This window comes from Azospirillum sp. CT11-132 (assembly GCF_047302835.1).
Classification (GTDB): domain Bacteria; phylum Pseudomonadota; class Alphaproteobacteria; order Azospirillales; family Azospirillaceae; genus Azospirillum.
In genome coordinates, this window is the sequence record NZ_JBGLZA010000005.1 from 800,322 (window position 1) to 815,316 (window position 14,995).

Consider the following 14,995-nt stretch of genomic DNA (forward strand, 5'->3'; position numbering starts at 1 on the left):
CATTACAGAGGAGGAAACGCCATGCGTCTACAAACGGGAGCTCATACCCCGACGCCTGCCAAGTCCAAGGCCATCTACAAGGCCCTCTATTTCCAGGTCGCCGTCGGCCTGACCCTCGGCATCCTGGCGGGCCATTTCTGGCCGGACATTGGGGCCTCCCTGAAGCCGCTCGGCGACGGATTCGTCAAGCTGGTCAAGATGATGATCGCGCCGGTGGTCTTCTGCACCATCGTCAGCGGCATCACCAGCCTCAACGACACCCGCGAGATCGGCAAGACGCTGGTCAAATCGATGGCGCTGTTCTACGCGCTGACGGTGGCGGCACTCCTCATTGGGCTGGCGACGGTCCTGATCATCGAACCCGGCGTGGGCATGCACGTGTCGCCGTCTTCGCTCGACCCCGCGGTGGCCGCGCGCTTCGCCAAGCAGGCCGCACCGGTCGGCTTTACCGATTTCGTGCTGCACATCATCCCGCATTCCTTCTTCGGTGCCTTCGCCGAGGGCGAGGTGCTGCCGGTGCTGCTGATCTCCGTCCTGGTCGGCTTCGGGCTGACGCGGGTCGGCGAGGCCGGCGAGCCGGTGGTCCAAGGCATCGAGTCCTTCTCCCACGTGCTGTTCGCCGCTTTCGGCTTCATCATGAAGCTGGCCCCCATCGGCGCGTTCGGCGCGATGGCGTTCACCGTCGGCAAATACGGCATCGACAGCATCGGCTCGCTCGGCCTGCTGATCCTCACCTTCTACGTCGCCTGCGGCGTCTTCCTGGTAGCGATCATCGGCACACTGGCCCGGCTGCACGGCTTCAGCCTGTGGAAGATCCTGCGCTACTTCCGTGAGGAACTGCTGATCGTGCTCGGCACCTCGTCCTCCGAACCGGTCCTACCACGCGTGCTGCAGAAGCTTGAAGCGCTGGGCTGCAAGAAGGGCGTCTCCGGCCTGGTGCTGCCGATGGGTTATTCATTCAATCTGGACGGCACGGCGATCTATCTGACCCTGGCCTCGCTGTTCATTGCCCAGGCCTGCGATATCCACCTGTCGGCCGGCCAGATCTTCACGATGCTCGGCGTTATGCTGCTGACCTCCAAGGGTGCCGCCGGCGTCACCGGCAGTGGTTTCGTCGCCCTGGTCGCCACGCTGACGGTGATGCCGGATCTTCCGGTGGCCGGCGTCGCGCTGCTCGTCGGCATCGACCGCTTCATGTCCGAGGCCCGTGCCCTGACCAGCATCATCAGCAACTGCGTCGCCAGCATCGTCGTCTCAATCTGGGAGAACGCCTGCGACCGTGATGTCCTGCACCGCGAGCTGAACCAGAGCTACGCCAGCACCGAGCGGACCCTGGAGGAGAAGGGCGACATCGCCGCCCTGCAACTGAGCACCCGGGCCCCCGCCCAGCCGTCGCACTGATCTCCCGGAGATCGCCCCCAAGGGGGCTCTGCCCGGAAGCCGCAAGCAAGTTCGAGGACGCCATCATGAACGCCCCGACCATGACCGCGAAGGACTGGATCGGCCGGACCGAGACCGTGTCCGATACCGTCACCGCCACCCCCTACGCCGCGCTGTCGGCCACGCTGGACCGGCCCGCCGAGCGCCCCGCGGCCGGCACTCCGCTCCCGCCGCTGTGGCACTGGCTCTACTTCCTGCCGCTGCACCGCCAGTCGGAGATCGGGCCGGACGGGCATGCCAAGCGTGGCGGCTTCCTGCCTCCGGTGCCGTTGCCCCGCCGCATGTGGGCGGGCAGCCAGTTCGAGTTCCGCAGCCCCCTGCGCGTCGGCGACACCCTGACCCGGACCTCCGCCATCCATGACGTGACCGAGAAATCCGGCCGCACTGGTCCGCTGGTCTTCGTCAAGGTCCGCCACGAGATCCGCCGCGCCGGCGAGACCGACGTCGCGCTGACCGAGTTCCACGATATCGTCTACCGCGAGGCCGCCACGCCCGGCGATACGCCGCCGGAGCCGCGGCCGGCGCCGGCGGACGCGGCCTGGGAGCGCCGCTGGGTGCCCGACGACGTGCTGCTGTTCCGCTTTTCGGCACTGACCTTCAACGGCCACCGCATCCACTACGACCGGCGCTATGTGACGGAGATGGAGGGCTATCCGGGGCTGATCGTGCACGGACCGCTGATTGCCACCCTGCTGCTCGACCTGCTGCGCCACCAGCGGCCGGAGGCCGAGGTCGCCTCCTACAGCTTCAAGGCGGTGCGGCCGACCTTCGACATCAACCCCTTCTCGGTGTGCGGCACGCCATCAGCCGATGGCAAGACGGTCCGCCTGTGGGCCAAGGACCATGAGGGCTGGCTGACCATGGACGCCACCGCGGTCCTGAAGTGAGGAGGAGATCATGAAAGCCGCCACCATGAAACCGTTGAACGGCATCACCATTGTCACACTGGAACACGCCATCGCCGCCCCCTTCGCGACGCGCCAGCTCGCCGATCTCGGCGCCCGCGTCATCAAGGTCGAACGCCCCGGCGTTGGCGACTTCGCCCGCGGCTACGACGAGCGGGTGCGGGGTGTCGCCTCGCATTTCGTGTGGACCAACCGCTCGAAGGAAAGCCTGGCCCTCGACGTCAAGCACCCGGAGGCGCAGGCGATCCTCAAGCGCCTGATCCGCGAGCACGCCGACGTGGTGGTGCAGAACCTCGCCCCCGGTGCGGCCGCCCGCCTCGGCCTGTCCTACGAGTCGCTGTCCGCTGAGAAGTCGGGGATCATCGTCTGCGACATCTCCGGCTATGGCGGCGACGGACCGTACCGCGACAAGAAGGCGTACGACCTGTTGATCCAGGGCGAATCCGGCTTCCTGTCGGTGACAGGCACGCCGGAAACGCCGTCCAAGGCCGGCCCGTCCATCGCCGACATTTCCGCCGGCATGTACGCTTACAGCAACATATTGGCGGCGCTCCTGCAACGTCAACAGACCGGACGCGGCTGCAAGATCGACGTCTCCATGCTGGAGTCGCTGGTGGAGTGGATGAGCTACCCGCTCTACTACGCCTTCGAGGGCGCGCCGCCGCCGGCCCGCACCGGCGCCAGCCATGCCACCATCTACCCCTACGGACCCTTTCCGGCCGGTGACGGCAAGACCGTGCTGCTCGGCTTGCAGAACGAGCGCGAGTGGGTGGCCTTCTGTGAGACGGTGCTGCAATGCCCCGAACTGGCGCGGGAGGAGCGCTTCTCCAGCAACTCCCGCCGCAACGCGGCGCGCGACGAACTACGCGGGATCATCGTGGCGGCCTTCGCTGGCCTGACCGCCGATGAGGTGGTCACCCGGCTGGAGAAAGCCTCCATCGCCAACGCCCAGGTGAACACCATGCAGAACGTCTGGGACCACCCGCAACTGGCGGCCCGAAACCGTTGGCGCACGGTGGAGACCCAGAACGGGCCGGTGCCGGCCCTGCTGCCGCCGGGCATGGTGGGGGGTCCGGGGGATGAGCGTATGGACCCTGTGCCGGCGCTCGGCCAGCACACGGATGGAATTCTGGCCGAGTTGGGTTACGCGCCCGGCGACATCGCCCGGCTGCGCAGCGAAAAGGCGATCTGATCCATGGCCCTCCCTGTCACCTATCTGTTCGTGCCGGGCAACCGGCCGGACCGCTTCGACAAGGCGGTTGGCTCCGGTGCCGACGCGGTCGTCCTCGACCTGGAGGACGCCGTGGAGCCCGGCGCGAAGGCCATCGCACGCACCGCGGTGCGCGATTGGCTGGACTCCGGTCCGCGCCGCGAGACGCCGGTGCTGGTCCGAATCAACGACGAGACGACGCCCTGGTTCGTCGATGACTTCGCGCTGTTGCACCAGCGCGGCATCTCCGGCGTGATGCTGCCCAAGGCCGAGAGCGCCGGGCAGGTCACCCGGGTCGGCGCGGCGCTCGCCTCCACCGGTGGAAGCGTGGTTCCGTTGATCGAGACCGCCCGCGGCCTGCGCGCCGTGGATGAGATCGCCGCCACCGACGGCGTCCAGCGTCTCGCCTTCGGCACGCTCGACTTCACCATGGATCTCAACCTGTCCGGCGACGAGCGCGGCCTAACGGGACCGGCCCTGGCGATCGCCGTCGCCTCGCGCTGCGCCGATCGGGCGCCGCCGATCGCCGGGGTCACGGCAGAGATCGGCGACGACAACGCGATCGCCCGCGACGTCGCCTGGGCGCGTGCCGTCGGTTTCACTGCCAAACTGTGCATCCACCCTCGCCAAGTGTCGGCCGTCAGGTGGGCCCTGACGCCCGACGAGGCGGAGATCGCCTGGGCCCGGCGGGTCGCCGCCGCGGCCGAGGGCACCGCGGGCGCAGTGCAGGTGGACGGTCGGATGGTCGACCGCCCCGTGCTGCTGAAGGCGCAGTCGATCCTCGACCGCGTCGCTAACTGACAAATTTTCCTTGGGAGGAGCAGACCCATGCCGTCCACAATCATTGACTCCACCATCTTCGGCGACATCTTCAGCACCCAGGCCATGCGTGGGGTCTGGTCGGACGAGAACCGCACCCGCAAGTACCTGGACATTGAGGCGGCACTCGCCCGCGTCCAGGGCCGGCTGGGCATCATCCCGCAGGCGGCGGCGGACGAGATCGTCGCCAACTGCTCCTTCGACAAGATCGACATGGCGAAGCTGAAGGCGCAGACCGAACGCATCGGCTATCCGGTGCTGGGCGTCGTCTCGCAGCTCAACGCGCTCTGCCGCGACCGGCTCGGCGAATATTGCCACTGGGGCGCCACCACGCAGGATATCACCGACACGGCGACGGTCCTGCAGGTGCGCGAGGCGCTGGACCTTGTGAGCGAGGATCTGGCCGCCCTTTCGGCGGCGCTGGCCAATCTGGCCAAGCGCCACCGCGACACGCCGATGATCGGCCGCAGCAACCTTCAGCAGGCGGTTCCGGTGACCTTCGGCTATAAGATGGCCGGGCTGCTGTCGGCGGTCGAACGCCATCGGGAGCGGCTGGACCAGCTCCGCCCGCGCGTGCTGATGGGCGAATTCGCCGGAGCGTCCGGCACGCTGGCCTCCCTGGAGCATGGCGCCATGGAAACCCAGGCCGGGCTGATGGAGGAGTTGGGGCTCGCCCAGCCGGTGATCGCCTGGCACACCATCCGCGACACCATTGCCGAAGTCGGCTGTTTCCTCGGTCTGGTCGGCGGCACGCTCGGCAAGCTGTCGATGGACGTGAAGCTGATGATGCAGACGGAAGTCGGCGAGGTCTACGAGCCCTATGCGCACGGCCGCGGGTCGAGCAGCACCATGCCGCAGAAGCGCAACCCGATCTCCAGCTGCTACATTCACGCTGCGATCTCCGTGGTGCGCCAGCACACGGCCGCCCTGCTCGACGCCATGGTGGCCGACCACGAGCGGTCGACCGGTCCGTGGGAGATCGAGTGGATCGTCCTGCCGGAAGCCTTCTGCCTGCTGGCCGGCGCCCTGAAGCAGGCGCGGTTCGTGGTCAGCGGCATGGAGGTCGATGCCGAGCGGATGCGCGTCAATCTGGACATGACCAACGGGCTGGTGGCATCGGAGGCGGTGATGATGGGGCTCGGCCGCCACATCGGCCGCGAATACGCCCATGACCTCGTCTACGACCTGTGCCGCGAGGCGGTGCGGCAGAACCGACCGCTGCTCGATCTGCTGGCCGAGACGCCGGAAGTCAGCGCCTGCCTCAGCCGCGCCGAACTGGCCAAGCTGTGCGACCCGGCCAATTACCTTGGACAGTCCGGTGTCATGGTCGATCGTGTGCTGGCCCGCATGAACAGCTGATTGGGCCGTTCAGGACAGGCTCACACGAACCAAGCGCAGGTTGTTGGTTGTTTTCGCCTGGGCGAACGGGACACCCGCCATCCCGGCCAGTGTTGTCGGGCTGCGCGGACCGTTCCTCCTGCGCGGTGCCTGTCGGGACTCCTCCAGAAGGGCGTTATGGGCGCCCCGTAGAAGACAAAGCACCGGGAAATTGCAGGAAGGCCCTGCGCTCGATGGCTGAAAGAGGCGGGCTGTCAGCAGCCTGCCTTTAGATGTCGGAGGGCAGCTATCGGTGCTGCACCAAAAGCTCTATATCTGCAATTGGTTCTTTGCGGATGTTCGGAGGCAGTTGGCCGGGATCCTACTTCTGACCGGCGCCGGCCGATGCTGGCCAGCCAGATCAGCGAAGCTGCGCCCGCTGGTCGCGCATGGCTTCATGAGCTGCGTCGGGCACCCAGACCGCAGTAAGTTCGCCGGCATGGTGCAGCCGCGCCAGGGTCGGGGCATCGCGCCGATCGGTCTTAACGTGATCGCCACTGCGTACTGGAATGAGTGAAGGCGCAACCACCACGCACTCATGGCCAAGATCAGTGATCTGCCGGTGCAGTTCATCGCCGCACGGCCCAGCCTCGTAGCACACGCTCAGCCGGCCGTACTTGCCAGCCAGCTTTTCGACCAGCCGACGCACTGTATCTGCCCGGTTGGGGATCTCGCCCCAAAAGCGCACCTCGCCCGAGCGTCCGGCCTCGGCTACCGCGACGGCGATCGTCTCTTTGTGCGTGTCCATGGCGACAAACACCCCGGTATTCTGCTCCATGGCTTGTCTCTTGTGTCTGAGGCTCGGCGCCGGCCCACCCAGCGCAGTCCTCGTGCGTGACATAACGTGAGACGAGCCACCTGCAGCTCAGCAGGGACATGGGGTCTAGCGGGCTTCGAAGCGACCAGCGGTAGCCGGCTGCGCATCGAGCAGACCATGACCGGTCCCTGGCAGGGAGAGATCGTGGTCCGGACCCAGGGCTGTCTTGCGGCGGAACTGCTGGACCTTCTCGTCAAGCTGGTGGAAAGGGCACAGAACCGAATGGGCCTGCGGCCGTCGGCGATGGAACGTTCGACCTCGGCCGACACGACACGGGAGAAAGCGGCAATGAGTTTCGCCCAGGAGAAACCAGCTCTGCCGGAATGGTACGTGTCCTACGCCTGGGGGGATGGAACGCCCGAGGGAAAGGCGCGCGAGGACGTGGTGGACCGGCTGTGCGACGCCGCCGCGGCGCGCGGACGCAAAATTCTGCGCGACAAGGAGGTTCTCGAGCTGGGTGACAGCATTTCGGCCTTCATGCGGCGGATCGCTGGTGGCGACCGCGTCCTTGTCATCCTCAGCGACAAGTATCTGCGCTCGCCCCACTGCCTGTTCGAACTCAGCGAGATCTGGCGCACCAGCCGGCAGGAGGGAAAGGCTTTCCTCGACCGGGTGCGCGTCTATGCATTGCCGGACGCCACGATCTGGACCCCGCTGGATCGGGTGAAATGGGCCATCCATTGGAAGACGCAGCATGACGCGCTCGACACTGCCGCCCGCGAGCACGGCGTGGACGTCCTGGGTCAATCCGGCAGCGCTGAACTGCGGCTGATGCAGCGCTTCTTCACCCAGGTGTCCGACATCCTGGCGGTGCTCACCGACATCGTGCAACCCCGTAGCTTCGAGCAGTTGGAACGGTATGGCTTCGGCGAGGGCGGCGAGGGGCGTGCCTGACCTGACCCTGAGGCTCCGGCCCGGTTTGGTGTGCCAGAATGCGCACCTATTTGCGACAGCGAGGCCGCCGGCGCCCAGCCAGCGGCCTTTGCTGTTTCCGGGGCATGGGCCGACCGTTTTCGTCAGCAACAAGGGGGCGCGAACGCGCAGCCACGCCCATGCTCGCGCCGCGTTCTCAGATCCCGTGCAATTTGCGCACTTCCGTGTAGTGACCCCGAGAAGCTGGGCGGCTACTCGCCCCCCATTCACACGCAAGCAGCCGTCGTCGATGCGCAAGTGACAGCTTGCAAAGGCACCTCTGATCATTGCATCCTGAGGTGCTGGCTAGGAGAAAAACATGCCCAGCACCCTTCCCCATCTTCATGCCACGTTTCTTCAATGTGTTCGCGATGCGGTCGCATCCGACGATCGGTTCAGCGCCCTTCTGATTGGCGGCTCGTACATACACGGAGGCTTCGATGAGCACTCGGACCTCGACTTCTTGATCGTCGTTGAGGATGACAGCTACTCAGGCGTCATGGCGTCGCGTATGGCTTTTTGCCGAAGCGTTGCCCGATCTCCTCGGTGCCTTCACGGGCGAGCATGTCGGTGAGCCGCGGCTTCTGATTTGTCTCTACGGTCCGCCACTTCTGCACGTAGATTTGAAGTTCGTCCTGGCTGCCGACCTCGACAACCAAATTGAACGCCGTGCGATCCTGTTCGCCCGGGACTATGCGGAAGTTGAGAGGCGTGTACGGTTCGGTCGGGTCGAATGGCCGAACCTACCCTCCGAATGGTTCGAAGCCCGCGCCTGGATCTGGCTGCACTACGCGGCCACCAAGCTCGCTCGCGGTGAACTCTACGAGGCGATCGGCATGCTTGGCTTCTTCCGCGAACAGGTGCTCGGCCCCTTGTTACATCGACGTGCCGGCAAGAACCAGCGGGGTGTGAGACGCCTGGAGCTTCTGCGGTTGGACGAGCATGAGAGATTGACGACGACCCTCGCTCGTCACGACGTCGCTTCGGTGAGGGACGCCATCGAAGCCTGCATCGACCTTTACGTTGATCTACGGGCCGACGATCCGGCGCTGAAAAAGACCAGGCTGATGCCCGATCTCCTTCGCGACTTCATCGGTCGAGGGTTGCCAGACATGAAAGACCACAGCCGATGACGGTTGACGATCGAACGGGACGTCGGCGCCTATCCCTCGCGACGATGCTGGTCCGAGACTACGACGAGGCGATCGCCTTCTGCGTCGACAAACTGGGCTTCGAGCTACGGGAGGACACCAAGCTGGCGGACGGCAAGCGTTGGGTCGTCGTTGGGCCTCCCAGAGGTGACGCCTCGCTCCTTCTCGCAAGAGCCATCGGGGAACAACAGAGCGCCACCGTCGGCCGACAGGGCGGCGGTCGGGTCTTCCTGTTCCTTGAAACGGACGACTTCGCCCGCGATCATGCCCGTTACTTCGCGGCGGGCGTCGTATTCCGCGAATCACCGCGATCGGAGCCGTACGGGATGGTCGCCAAGTTTGAGGATCTCTACGGAAATCTCTGGGACCTGATCGAACCCCACGCGTCCGACTGATCCAAGACATCAACAAAGGCGGACCGTCCGCTTTCCACGCCGGCCAGCGTGGTGCAGGGATGCGAGACTGGCGGCGGCCTACGGATCGGCGTAGAAGCCATGGCCCAGTGATGCCTGCCCCCACCTTTCCGCGACGACAGCAAGGCCGTCGGCGCTCAGTCGGCGGCCTTTGCCGTTTCCGAGGCACGAGCCGCCCCCTGGGCGGCTTCTGAGAGGCAGCAGGAACTATATCTCAAAAATGCGTGGGATTTTGGAGAATCAGGCTTCCTCTGGAGATGCCGGCAGCAGCTGAACAAGATGAATCCGATATTCGCACGGTGCCTTTACAGTTCCCGCTCGATTTCCCATTTCACGCCTTCTTCCATGAGCCGGGAATGACATCTTGCCTGGCTCAGCTTGAGTTGGGCCATACCGGCTCACCATCCGGCGCACCAACGAGATCGGACGCGATGCACGGCAGCCTTGGATCGAACCGCAGACTGGACTTCCTCTCTGGTGGGGGCGAGATGGCGACGCTCATCCGCGCCCACCAATGGGCGGCGACGCCGCTCGGGGAGCCCACCGGCTGGCCCTCCGGCCTCAAGACCTTGGTCGGGGTCATGCTGGGTTCCATCCAGCCGATGTTCGTCACCTGGGGTCCGGACCGCACGTTGCTCTACAACGATGCCTACGCCGAAATCCTTGCACGGAAGCATCCGGCTTCCTTGGGCCGCGACTTTCTCGAGGTCTGGCATGAAATCCGGGCCGATCTGCTGCCCATTGTCGAGCAGGCCTACAACGGTGAGCCCGTCCACATGGACGACATCACACTCATGATGGAGCGCCGCGGCTATCTGGAGGAAACTCACTTCGCCTTTTCCTACACGCCGGTGCGCGATGAGGCAGGGGCCATCACCGGCTTCTTCTGCCCCTGCACCGAGATCACGGGTCAGGTCATGGCCGAGCGGCGGCTTGCAGCCGAGACCGAGCGCCAGCGACGGCTGTTCGAACAGGCGCCAGGCTTTGTGGCGGTCCTGGCTCAGCCGGAGCATAGTTTCGAGTTCGTCAACCAAGCCTACAGGCGCCTGTTCGGTGACCGTGACTTCGTCGGCAGGACCGTGCGCGAGGTCTTCCCCGAACTCGAAGGGCAAGGCTTCTTCGAACAGCTCGACCAAGTCTACACCAGCGGCAAGCGCTTCGCGGCTCATCATCTGCCGATCCGTCTCCGACGTTCACCCGATGCGATCGCGGAGGAGCGCTTCCTCGACTTCATTTACGAGCCTGTGCGGGACGAGGCTGGTCGCATCACCGGGATCTTCTGCGAGGGCCACGATGTCACAGAGGTACATCTGGCCCAGGCTGCCATTGAGACCAGCAACGCACGATACAGCAGCGTACTGGCGGCAATGAGCGAGGGCTTCCTTGTTCTCGACGAGGATTACCGCGTCACCGAGATCAATGCTGAAGGCCTGCGGATCGATGGCCGACCTGAAAGTGAGATCGTCGGGAAGACCCACTGGGAGTTGTTCCCCGCCTCGGTCGGAACCCCGGTCGAGGCCGCGTACCGCCGGGCGATGGGCGAGCGCGTGCCGGTGGAGCTGAACCATCACTACCAGGATGCGGCGACCGGACACGACCTCTGGCTGGCGCTGCGCGTCTACCCGGTTCCAGGCGGAGTGGCGGCCTTTTACCGCGACATCAGCGAGCGGGTACGCGCAGAGGAGGCGCTGCGCCGCAGCGAGGAGCGCCTCAGGACAGCCGTGGGGATCAGCACGGTCGGAGTGTTGTTCTGGGGGCCGAACTTCGGGCTCACCGAGGTGAACGATGCGTTCTTGGCGATGACTGGCTTCAGCCGTGAAGAGGCGCTCGGCAAAACTTGGCAGGAGCTCACGCCAGAGGAATTCTACCCGGAGTCCTGGCGGGCGGTCGAACAGGTGATGACGACGGGTGAGGCCACGCCTTACGAGAAGCAGTATTTCCGCAAGGACGGCTCGCGCTGGTGGGGGCTGTTCGCACCACGCAAGGTCGGCGACGAAGTGGTGGAGTTCGTTCTCGATGTCACCGATCGTCGGAAAGCCGAGGCTGCCCTGCGCGCTCTCAACGAGGAGTTGGAAACCCGCGTGCTTCATGCGGTCGCAGAGCGTGAGAAGACCGAGGCAGCCCTGCGCCAGTCGCAGAAGCTCGAGGCGGTGGGGCAATTGACGGGTGGCGTGGCTCACGACTTCAACAACCTGCTCACCATTGTCCGTTCGTCGGTCGAGTTCCTGCGCCGGCCCAATCTCGCAGAGGAGCGCCGCTGTCGCTACATCGACGCGATCACCGAAACGGTGGACCGTGCCGCCAAGCTTACGGGACAGCTGCTGGCTTTTGCCCGACGGCAGGCGCTCAAACCGGAGGTGTTCGATGTGCCTGAGCGGATGCAGGCAATCACGGACATGCTGCGCACCATCGTCGGAAGCCGCATCCAGATCGTGATCGACGCCGCATGCCATCGGTGCTTTGCCGAGGCGGATGTGGTCCAGTTCGAGACGGCCGTCGTGAACATGGTGGTGAACGCCCGTGACGCCATGAATGGCGAGGGCACCTTGAGGGTGCATGTCGATGCCCACGCGCAGATGCCGCCGATCCGCAGGCATGCGGGCGGAGCCGGCAAGTTCGTGGCGGTGTCCATCAGCGATACCGGGTCGGGCATCCCGGCGGATCAGCTCGGCCAGATTTTCGTAAGCGGAGCGTGATCGCACCGGATCAGGCGTTGACGGCGGGCTTCCAGTTCCAGGGGAGCAGATCGGCGAGGCGTGCGGCGGGGTAGCCGTTCACCATGCGCTCCAGGACGTCGCGCAGGTAGGCGAACGGCTCGACAGCGTTGAGCTTGCAGGTCTCAACCAGCGAGGCGATCACCGCCCAGCGATGGCCGCCGCCCTCCGAGCCGGCGAAGAGGCTATTCTTCCGGCCGAGGGCTACCGGTCTGATGCAGCGCTCCACTGTGTTGGTATCCATCTCCACCCGGCCGTCGCCCAGGTAGACGCACAGCGCCTTCCAGCGGCCGAGCGCATAGCGGATCGCCTCGGCCAGCTTGGAGCGGCCCGGCAGGCGGGGAAGTTCGTGCTCCAGCCACGCCTTCAGCTCCGCCACTTGGGAAGCGGCCTCGGCTTGCCGAAGCTGCCGGCGTTCATCGGCCGTGCGGCCGCGGATGCGCTCTTCGATCGCGTAGAGCCGGGCGATGCGGCGCAGCGCCTCGGCGGCGATCGGCGAGCCGTTTTCGGCCAGGTCGTAGAAGCGTCGGCGCGCATGGCTCCAGCAGGCCGCCAGCACGACCCTATTGCCGGCAGCCAGCCGTTCGAACCCGGCGTAACCGTCCACCTGCAGCACCCCGCAGAACTCCCGCAGGTGGGCGGCTGGGCGTTCGCCTTTGCGATCGCTGGTGTAAGCGTAAATCACCGCCGGCGGGTCCAGCCCCTGCCAGGGCCGATCATCGCGAGCATAGGCCCACAGCCGTCCTGTCTTCACCCGGCCAGTTCCCGGCGCCAGCGTCGGCATCGGCGTGTCGTCGGCGAACAGCTTGGCCGAGGCGAACAGGGCCTTGGCCAGCTCCTCATGCAGCGCCTCCAGCCACCAACACGCCTGTCCCGCCCAGCCCGCCAGAACCGAGCGGTCGACGGGGAAGCCGTTGCGGGCCAGGATCTGCGCCTGGCGGTAGAAGGGCAGATGATCGCAGTAGCGGCTGGTGATGACGTGCGCCAGCATCGCCGGCGTCGCCATGCCCTTGGCGATCGGCTTCTCCGGGGCCGGCGCCTGATGCAGCGTGCCGCAGCCGCGGCAGGCGTACTTGGGCCGGCGGATGCGCAGCACCCGCACCTGGGCCGGCACGTAGTCGATCATCCGGGCCACCGTCTCGCCGGCCTCATGCAACGCCCCGCCGCAGCAGGGGCAAACCCCGGCGCCGGACTCCAGCCCAGGCGGCTCGAGCGTGAGATCGTGATGCGGCAGATCATCGGGCAAGTCGCGGCCACGGCTGGGTGGTTCCGCAGGGGCCGACGGTTCCAGTTCAGGGGATGCGAGTTTGGCCTCGACCCGGGCGATGTCCGCCTCCAGCTCCTCCAACCCGAGATCGAGCTGATCGGGATCGAGCCGTTCGGAGCGCCGCCCGAAGACGGTGCGCTGCATCTGCCGGAGTTGCTGACGCAGAGCCTCCAGCTCCGCCAGATCGGCTTTCTGGCGCTCCACGACCTCGGCCAAATCGCGCACCATCTGCTGCAGCAGGGCCGGATCAGCGGGCAGGTTGTCGAGGTCGAAGCGCATGGCCGATTGTACCTCGGATCACGGCCCCAAGCCAGCCAAGCCCGCGGTTTTCCTCATCTTTTCTCCCATTCATCCCGCTACGGCCGGCCTGGATGCCGACACGGTGTGACGCCATTCCAGTCCCTCCAGAAGCAGGGACAGTTCCGCCGGCGTCAGTACCACCGTGCCGCCCGGAGTGCGGGTGGTTGGCCAAACGAAACGGCCGCGCTCCAGCCTCTTGGCGAACAGGCACAGGCCGTTCTGATCGGCGTAGAGAATTTTCACGCGTCCAGCCCCTTTCCCTCGGAAGATGTAGAGGTGGCCGCAGAACGGGTCCTTGCCGAGGGCCTGCTGCACCAGCAGGGCGAGTCCGTCGAAGCCCCGGCGCATGTCGCAGGGCTCCAGCGCCAGGTAAATGCGCACACCGGCCGGGATCGACAGCATCATGGCCGCTCCAGCACGCTGATCACCCGGCGCAGTGCTTCGGCATCGACATCCCGCCCAACCCGCAGCCGCCGTCCGCCGGCCAACTCGATCTCGATCATGCTGGCACCGCATGGAGTTGGCGGCGTGAGGGGAAGAGCCGACGTGGTGTCCGCCACCTCCACCGGCGCGAAGATGGGCGTCGGCTCGGCCGGAGTGAGCATCTGGCGGCGCCAGCGGAACAGCAGGCTGGGATCGACCCCGCGCCGCCGGGCGACCAGCGACACGCTCACGCCCGGCTCGCAGGTTTCCGCCACCAGCTGCTCCTTCTCTGCCTGTGACCAATACCGCCGGCGGGGTGCCGCCTCGACGATCTCCATCACCAAGGGAGCGCTCGCCGTCATAGGGACAGCACCAGGACTATCCCTATGACAGCGAGCGCTCACCTCCTCCACAGCGGCAAAGCGGTGCGACCACCGGCCCAGAGCCCAGCGTCCAATTCCATGGGCTTCAGCGTAGGCTTTCTGCGTCAGCCCGCTGCCCTTCCAGGCATCAACATGATTGCGCCAATAGCTCTCCAGATCCTGACCCGACATCCTCTTACCCCGCTGAGCTGCGACCAGCGGAATATTTCATGAACCACGATCACGTCGGATGTGTCGTCACACAACGCTTACAGATTTTCGAACCTTTCTTCACCACGAAGGAAATCGGTAAGGGCACGGGCTTGGGCCTGAGCCAGGTCTACGGCTTTGCCAAGCAGTCCGGTGGCGATGTCGCCGTCGCGAGCGAGCTCGGGAAGGGCACGACCTTCACCCTCTACCTGCCGATGGTTGAGCGGGACGTCGAAACGGGCGGCGCCTCAGATCCCGGTCGAGATCACGGCCACGACGAGGACGGCGGCGGGCGGCGGGTGCTGGTTGTCGAGGACAACATCGAGGTGGGCCGGTTCTCGACTCAGCTTCTTCAGGACCTCGGCTACGAGACCACCTGGGCGGCGAATGCGCGGGAGGCTCTTACGCTCCTTGATGAGGATGCTGCTCGCTTTGACGTGGTGTTCTCGGACGTGGTCATGCCGGGAATGAGTGGCATTGAGCTGGGGAGGGAAATCCGACAGCGCTTTCCAGGCCTTCCGGTGGTGCTGACCTCCGGTTACAGCCATGTCCTGGCCGAAGAGGGGCGGCACGGCTTCGAGCTGCTGCACAAGCCCTATGCCGTTGACGACGTGTCGCGTGTGCTGCGCCGATTGACACGACGGCGCCTGTAGCAGGAACGGCTGGAGATCATCG

At 65.8% G+C, this 14,995-nt stretch carries 14 protein-coding genes and 2 pseudogenes; 11 read left to right on the forward strand and 5 right to left on the reverse strand.

Annotated features, from left to right (window positions below; all coding sequences use genetic code 11):
* Positions 1-21 precede the first annotated feature (21 nt).
* The 5 genes from dctA to pcaB all read left to right on the forward strand — a co-directional run bounded on the left by dctA (position 22) and on the right by pcaB (position 5,733).
* The gene (dctA, locus tag ACCD06_RS23320; RefSeq protein ID WP_413343877.1) at positions 22-1,401 is read left to right on the forward strand and encodes a C4-dicarboxylate transporter DctA; all 1,380 of its coding nucleotides are present in this window, start codon (positions 22-24) and stop codon (positions 1,399-1,401) included.
* A gap of 65 nt (positions 1,402-1,466) precedes the next feature.
* A complete protein-coding gene (locus ACCD06_RS23325; protein ID WP_413343879.1) occupies positions 1,467-2,327 on the forward strand; it encodes a MaoC family dehydratase N-terminal domain-containing protein in 861 nt (286 codons plus the stop codon).
* 10 nt (positions 2,328-2,337) lie between these two features.
* Complete coding sequence (locus ACCD06_RS23330) at positions 2,338-3,537, forward strand: CaiB/BaiF CoA transferase family protein (RefSeq protein ID WP_413343881.1); 1,200 nt, start codon at positions 2,338-2,340, stop codon at positions 3,535-3,537.
* A 3-nt stretch (positions 3,538-3,540) separates the two neighbouring features.
* The gene (locus ACCD06_RS23335; protein ID WP_413343884.1) at positions 3,541-4,356 is read left to right on the forward strand and encodes an HpcH/HpaI aldolase/citrate lyase family protein; all 816 of its coding nucleotides are present in this window, start codon (positions 3,541-3,543) and stop codon (positions 4,354-4,356) included.
* A 27-nt stretch (positions 4,357-4,383) separates the two neighbouring features.
* Positions 4,384-5,733, forward strand: coding sequence for a 3-carboxy-cis,cis-muconate cycloisomerase (gene pcaB / locus ACCD06_RS23340; protein ID WP_413343886.1), 1,350 nt, complete (start codon positions 4,384-4,386; stop codon positions 5,731-5,733).
* Between the two features lie 400 nt (positions 5,734-6,133).
* Here the strand turns inward: pcaB and ACCD06_RS23345 are convergent.
* Positions 6,134-6,529: pseudogene (locus ACCD06_RS23345) on the reverse strand (IS110 family transposase); the annotation flags it as partial.
* 156 nt (positions 6,530-6,685) lie between these two features.
* On the opposite strand from ACCD06_RS23345, the gene ACCD06_RS23350 reads away from it, so the two are divergent.
* The 5 genes from ACCD06_RS23350 (at position 6,686) to ACCD06_RS23370 (ending at position 11,740) form a co-directional block, all read left to right on the forward strand.
* Entirely contained in the window at positions 6,686-7,462 is a 777-nt protein-coding gene (locus ACCD06_RS23350; protein WP_413343888.1) for a toll/interleukin-1 receptor domain-containing protein, read from the forward strand.
* A gap of 337 nt (positions 7,463-7,799) precedes the next feature.
* Positions 7,800-8,054 (forward strand): nucleotidyltransferase domain-containing protein, encoded by a 255-nt coding sequence (locus ACCD06_RS23355; RefSeq protein ID WP_413343890.1) that lies wholly within the window; start codon positions 7,800-7,802, stop codon positions 8,052-8,054.
* Positions 7,960-8,613 carry a hypothetical protein gene (locus ACCD06_RS23360; protein ID WP_413344091.1) on the forward strand — a complete coding sequence of 218 codons (654 nt, stop codon included), beginning with the start codon at positions 7,960-7,962 and terminating at the stop codon, positions 8,611-8,613. Before ACCD06_RS23355 ends, ACCD06_RS23360 begins: the two co-directional genes overlap by 95 nt.
* Positions 8,610-9,026, forward strand: a complete 417-nt coding sequence (locus tag ACCD06_RS23365) for a VOC family protein (protein ID WP_413343892.1) — start codon at positions 8,610-8,612, stop codon at positions 9,024-9,026. The genes ACCD06_RS23360 and ACCD06_RS23365 overlap by 4 nt, the downstream gene beginning before the upstream one ends.
* Positions 9,027-9,301: 275 nt before the next feature.
* On the forward strand, positions 9,302-11,740 hold the full coding sequence (locus tag ACCD06_RS23370; RefSeq protein ID WP_413343894.1) for a PAS domain-containing protein: 2,439 nt from the start codon (positions 9,302-9,304) through the stop codon (positions 11,738-11,740).
* A gap of 10 nt (positions 11,741-11,750) precedes the next feature.
* On the opposite strand, the gene ACCD06_RS23375 is transcribed toward ACCD06_RS23370, so the two are convergent.
* The 4 genes and pseudogenes from ACCD06_RS23375 to tnpA (ACCD06_RS23390) form a co-directional block, all read right to left on the reverse strand.
* Entirely contained in the window at positions 11,751-13,304 is a 1,554-nt protein-coding gene (locus tag ACCD06_RS23375) for an IS66-like element ISAli15 family transposase (protein WP_413338464.1), read from the reverse strand.
* 69 nt (positions 13,305-13,373) lie between these two features.
* A complete protein-coding gene (gene tnpB / locus ACCD06_RS23380) occupies positions 13,374-13,730 on the reverse strand; it encodes an IS66 family insertion sequence element accessory protein TnpB (RefSeq protein WP_149472612.1) in 357 nt (118 codons plus the stop codon).
* Entirely contained in the window at positions 13,727-14,110 is a 384-nt protein-coding gene (tnpA, locus tag ACCD06_RS23385) for an IS66-like element accessory protein TnpA (RefSeq protein WP_149472613.1), read from the reverse strand. Before tnpA (ACCD06_RS23385) ends, tnpB begins: the two co-directional genes overlap by 4 nt.
* Before the next feature lie 45 nt (positions 14,111-14,155).
* Positions 14,156-14,302: pseudogene (gene tnpA, locus ACCD06_RS23390) on the reverse strand (IS66 family insertion sequence element accessory protein TnpA); the annotation flags it as partial.
* Between the two features lie 38 nt (positions 14,303-14,340).
* On the opposite strand from tnpA (ACCD06_RS23390), the gene ACCD06_RS23395 reads away from it, so the two are divergent.
* Positions 14,341-14,973, forward strand: a complete 633-nt coding sequence (locus ACCD06_RS23395) for a response regulator (protein WP_413343896.1) — start codon at positions 14,341-14,343, stop codon at positions 14,971-14,973.
* Positions 14,974-14,995: the final 22 nt, after the last annotated feature.

What these genes read in the sequence shown, in the direction of transcription:
- tnpB (WP_149472612.1), bottom strand. Translation starts at nt 13,730, where the DNA reads ATGATGCTGTCGATCCCGGCCGGTGTGCGCATTTACCTGGCGCTGGAG.
- ACCD06_RS23395 (WP_413343896.1), top strand. Translation starts at nt 14,341, where the DNA reads ATGAACCACGATCACGTCGGATGTGTCGTCACACAACGCTTACAGATT.
- pcaB (WP_413343886.1), top strand. Translation starts at nt 4,384, where the DNA reads ATGCCGTCCACAATCATTGACTCCACCATCTTCGGCGACATCTTCAGC.
- ACCD06_RS23355 (WP_413343890.1), top strand. Translation starts at nt 7,800, where the DNA reads ATGCCCAGCACCCTTCCCCATCTTCATGCCACGTTTCTTCAATGTGTT.
- ACCD06_RS23370 (WP_413343894.1), top strand. Translation starts at nt 9,302, where the DNA reads ATGCCGGCAGCAGCTGAACAAGATGAATCCGATATTCGCACGGTGCCT.
- ACCD06_RS23365 (WP_413343892.1), top strand. Translation starts at nt 8,610, where the DNA reads ATGACGGTTGACGATCGAACGGGACGTCGGCGCCTATCCCTCGCGACG.
- dctA (WP_413343877.1), top strand. Translation starts at nt 22, where the DNA reads ATGCGTCTACAAACGGGAGCTCATACCCCGACGCCTGCCAAGTCCAAG.
- ACCD06_RS23350 (WP_413343888.1), top strand. Translation starts at nt 6,686, where the DNA reads ATGACCGGTCCCTGGCAGGGAGAGATCGTGGTCCGGACCCAGGGCTGT.
- ACCD06_RS23325 (WP_413343879.1), top strand. Translation starts at nt 1,467, where the DNA reads ATGAACGCCCCGACCATGACCGCGAAGGACTGGATCGGCCGGACCGAG.
- ACCD06_RS23330 (WP_413343881.1), top strand. Translation starts at nt 2,338, where the DNA reads ATGAAAGCCGCCACCATGAAACCGTTGAACGGCATCACCATTGTCACA.
- ACCD06_RS23360 (WP_413344091.1), top strand. Translation starts at nt 7,960, where the DNA reads ATGACAGCTACTCAGGCGTCATGGCGTCGCGTATGGCTTTTTGCCGAA.
- ACCD06_RS23335 (WP_413343884.1), top strand. Translation starts at nt 3,541, where the DNA reads ATGGCCCTCCCTGTCACCTATCTGTTCGTGCCGGGCAACCGGCCGGAC.
- ACCD06_RS23375 (WP_413338464.1), bottom strand. Translation starts at nt 13,304, where the DNA reads ATGCGCTTCGACCTCGACAACCTGCCCGCTGATCCGGCCCTGCTGCAG.
- tnpA (WP_149472613.1), bottom strand. Translation starts at nt 14,110, where the DNA reads ATGACGGCGAGCGCTCCCTTGGTGATGGAGATCGTCGAGGCGGCACCC.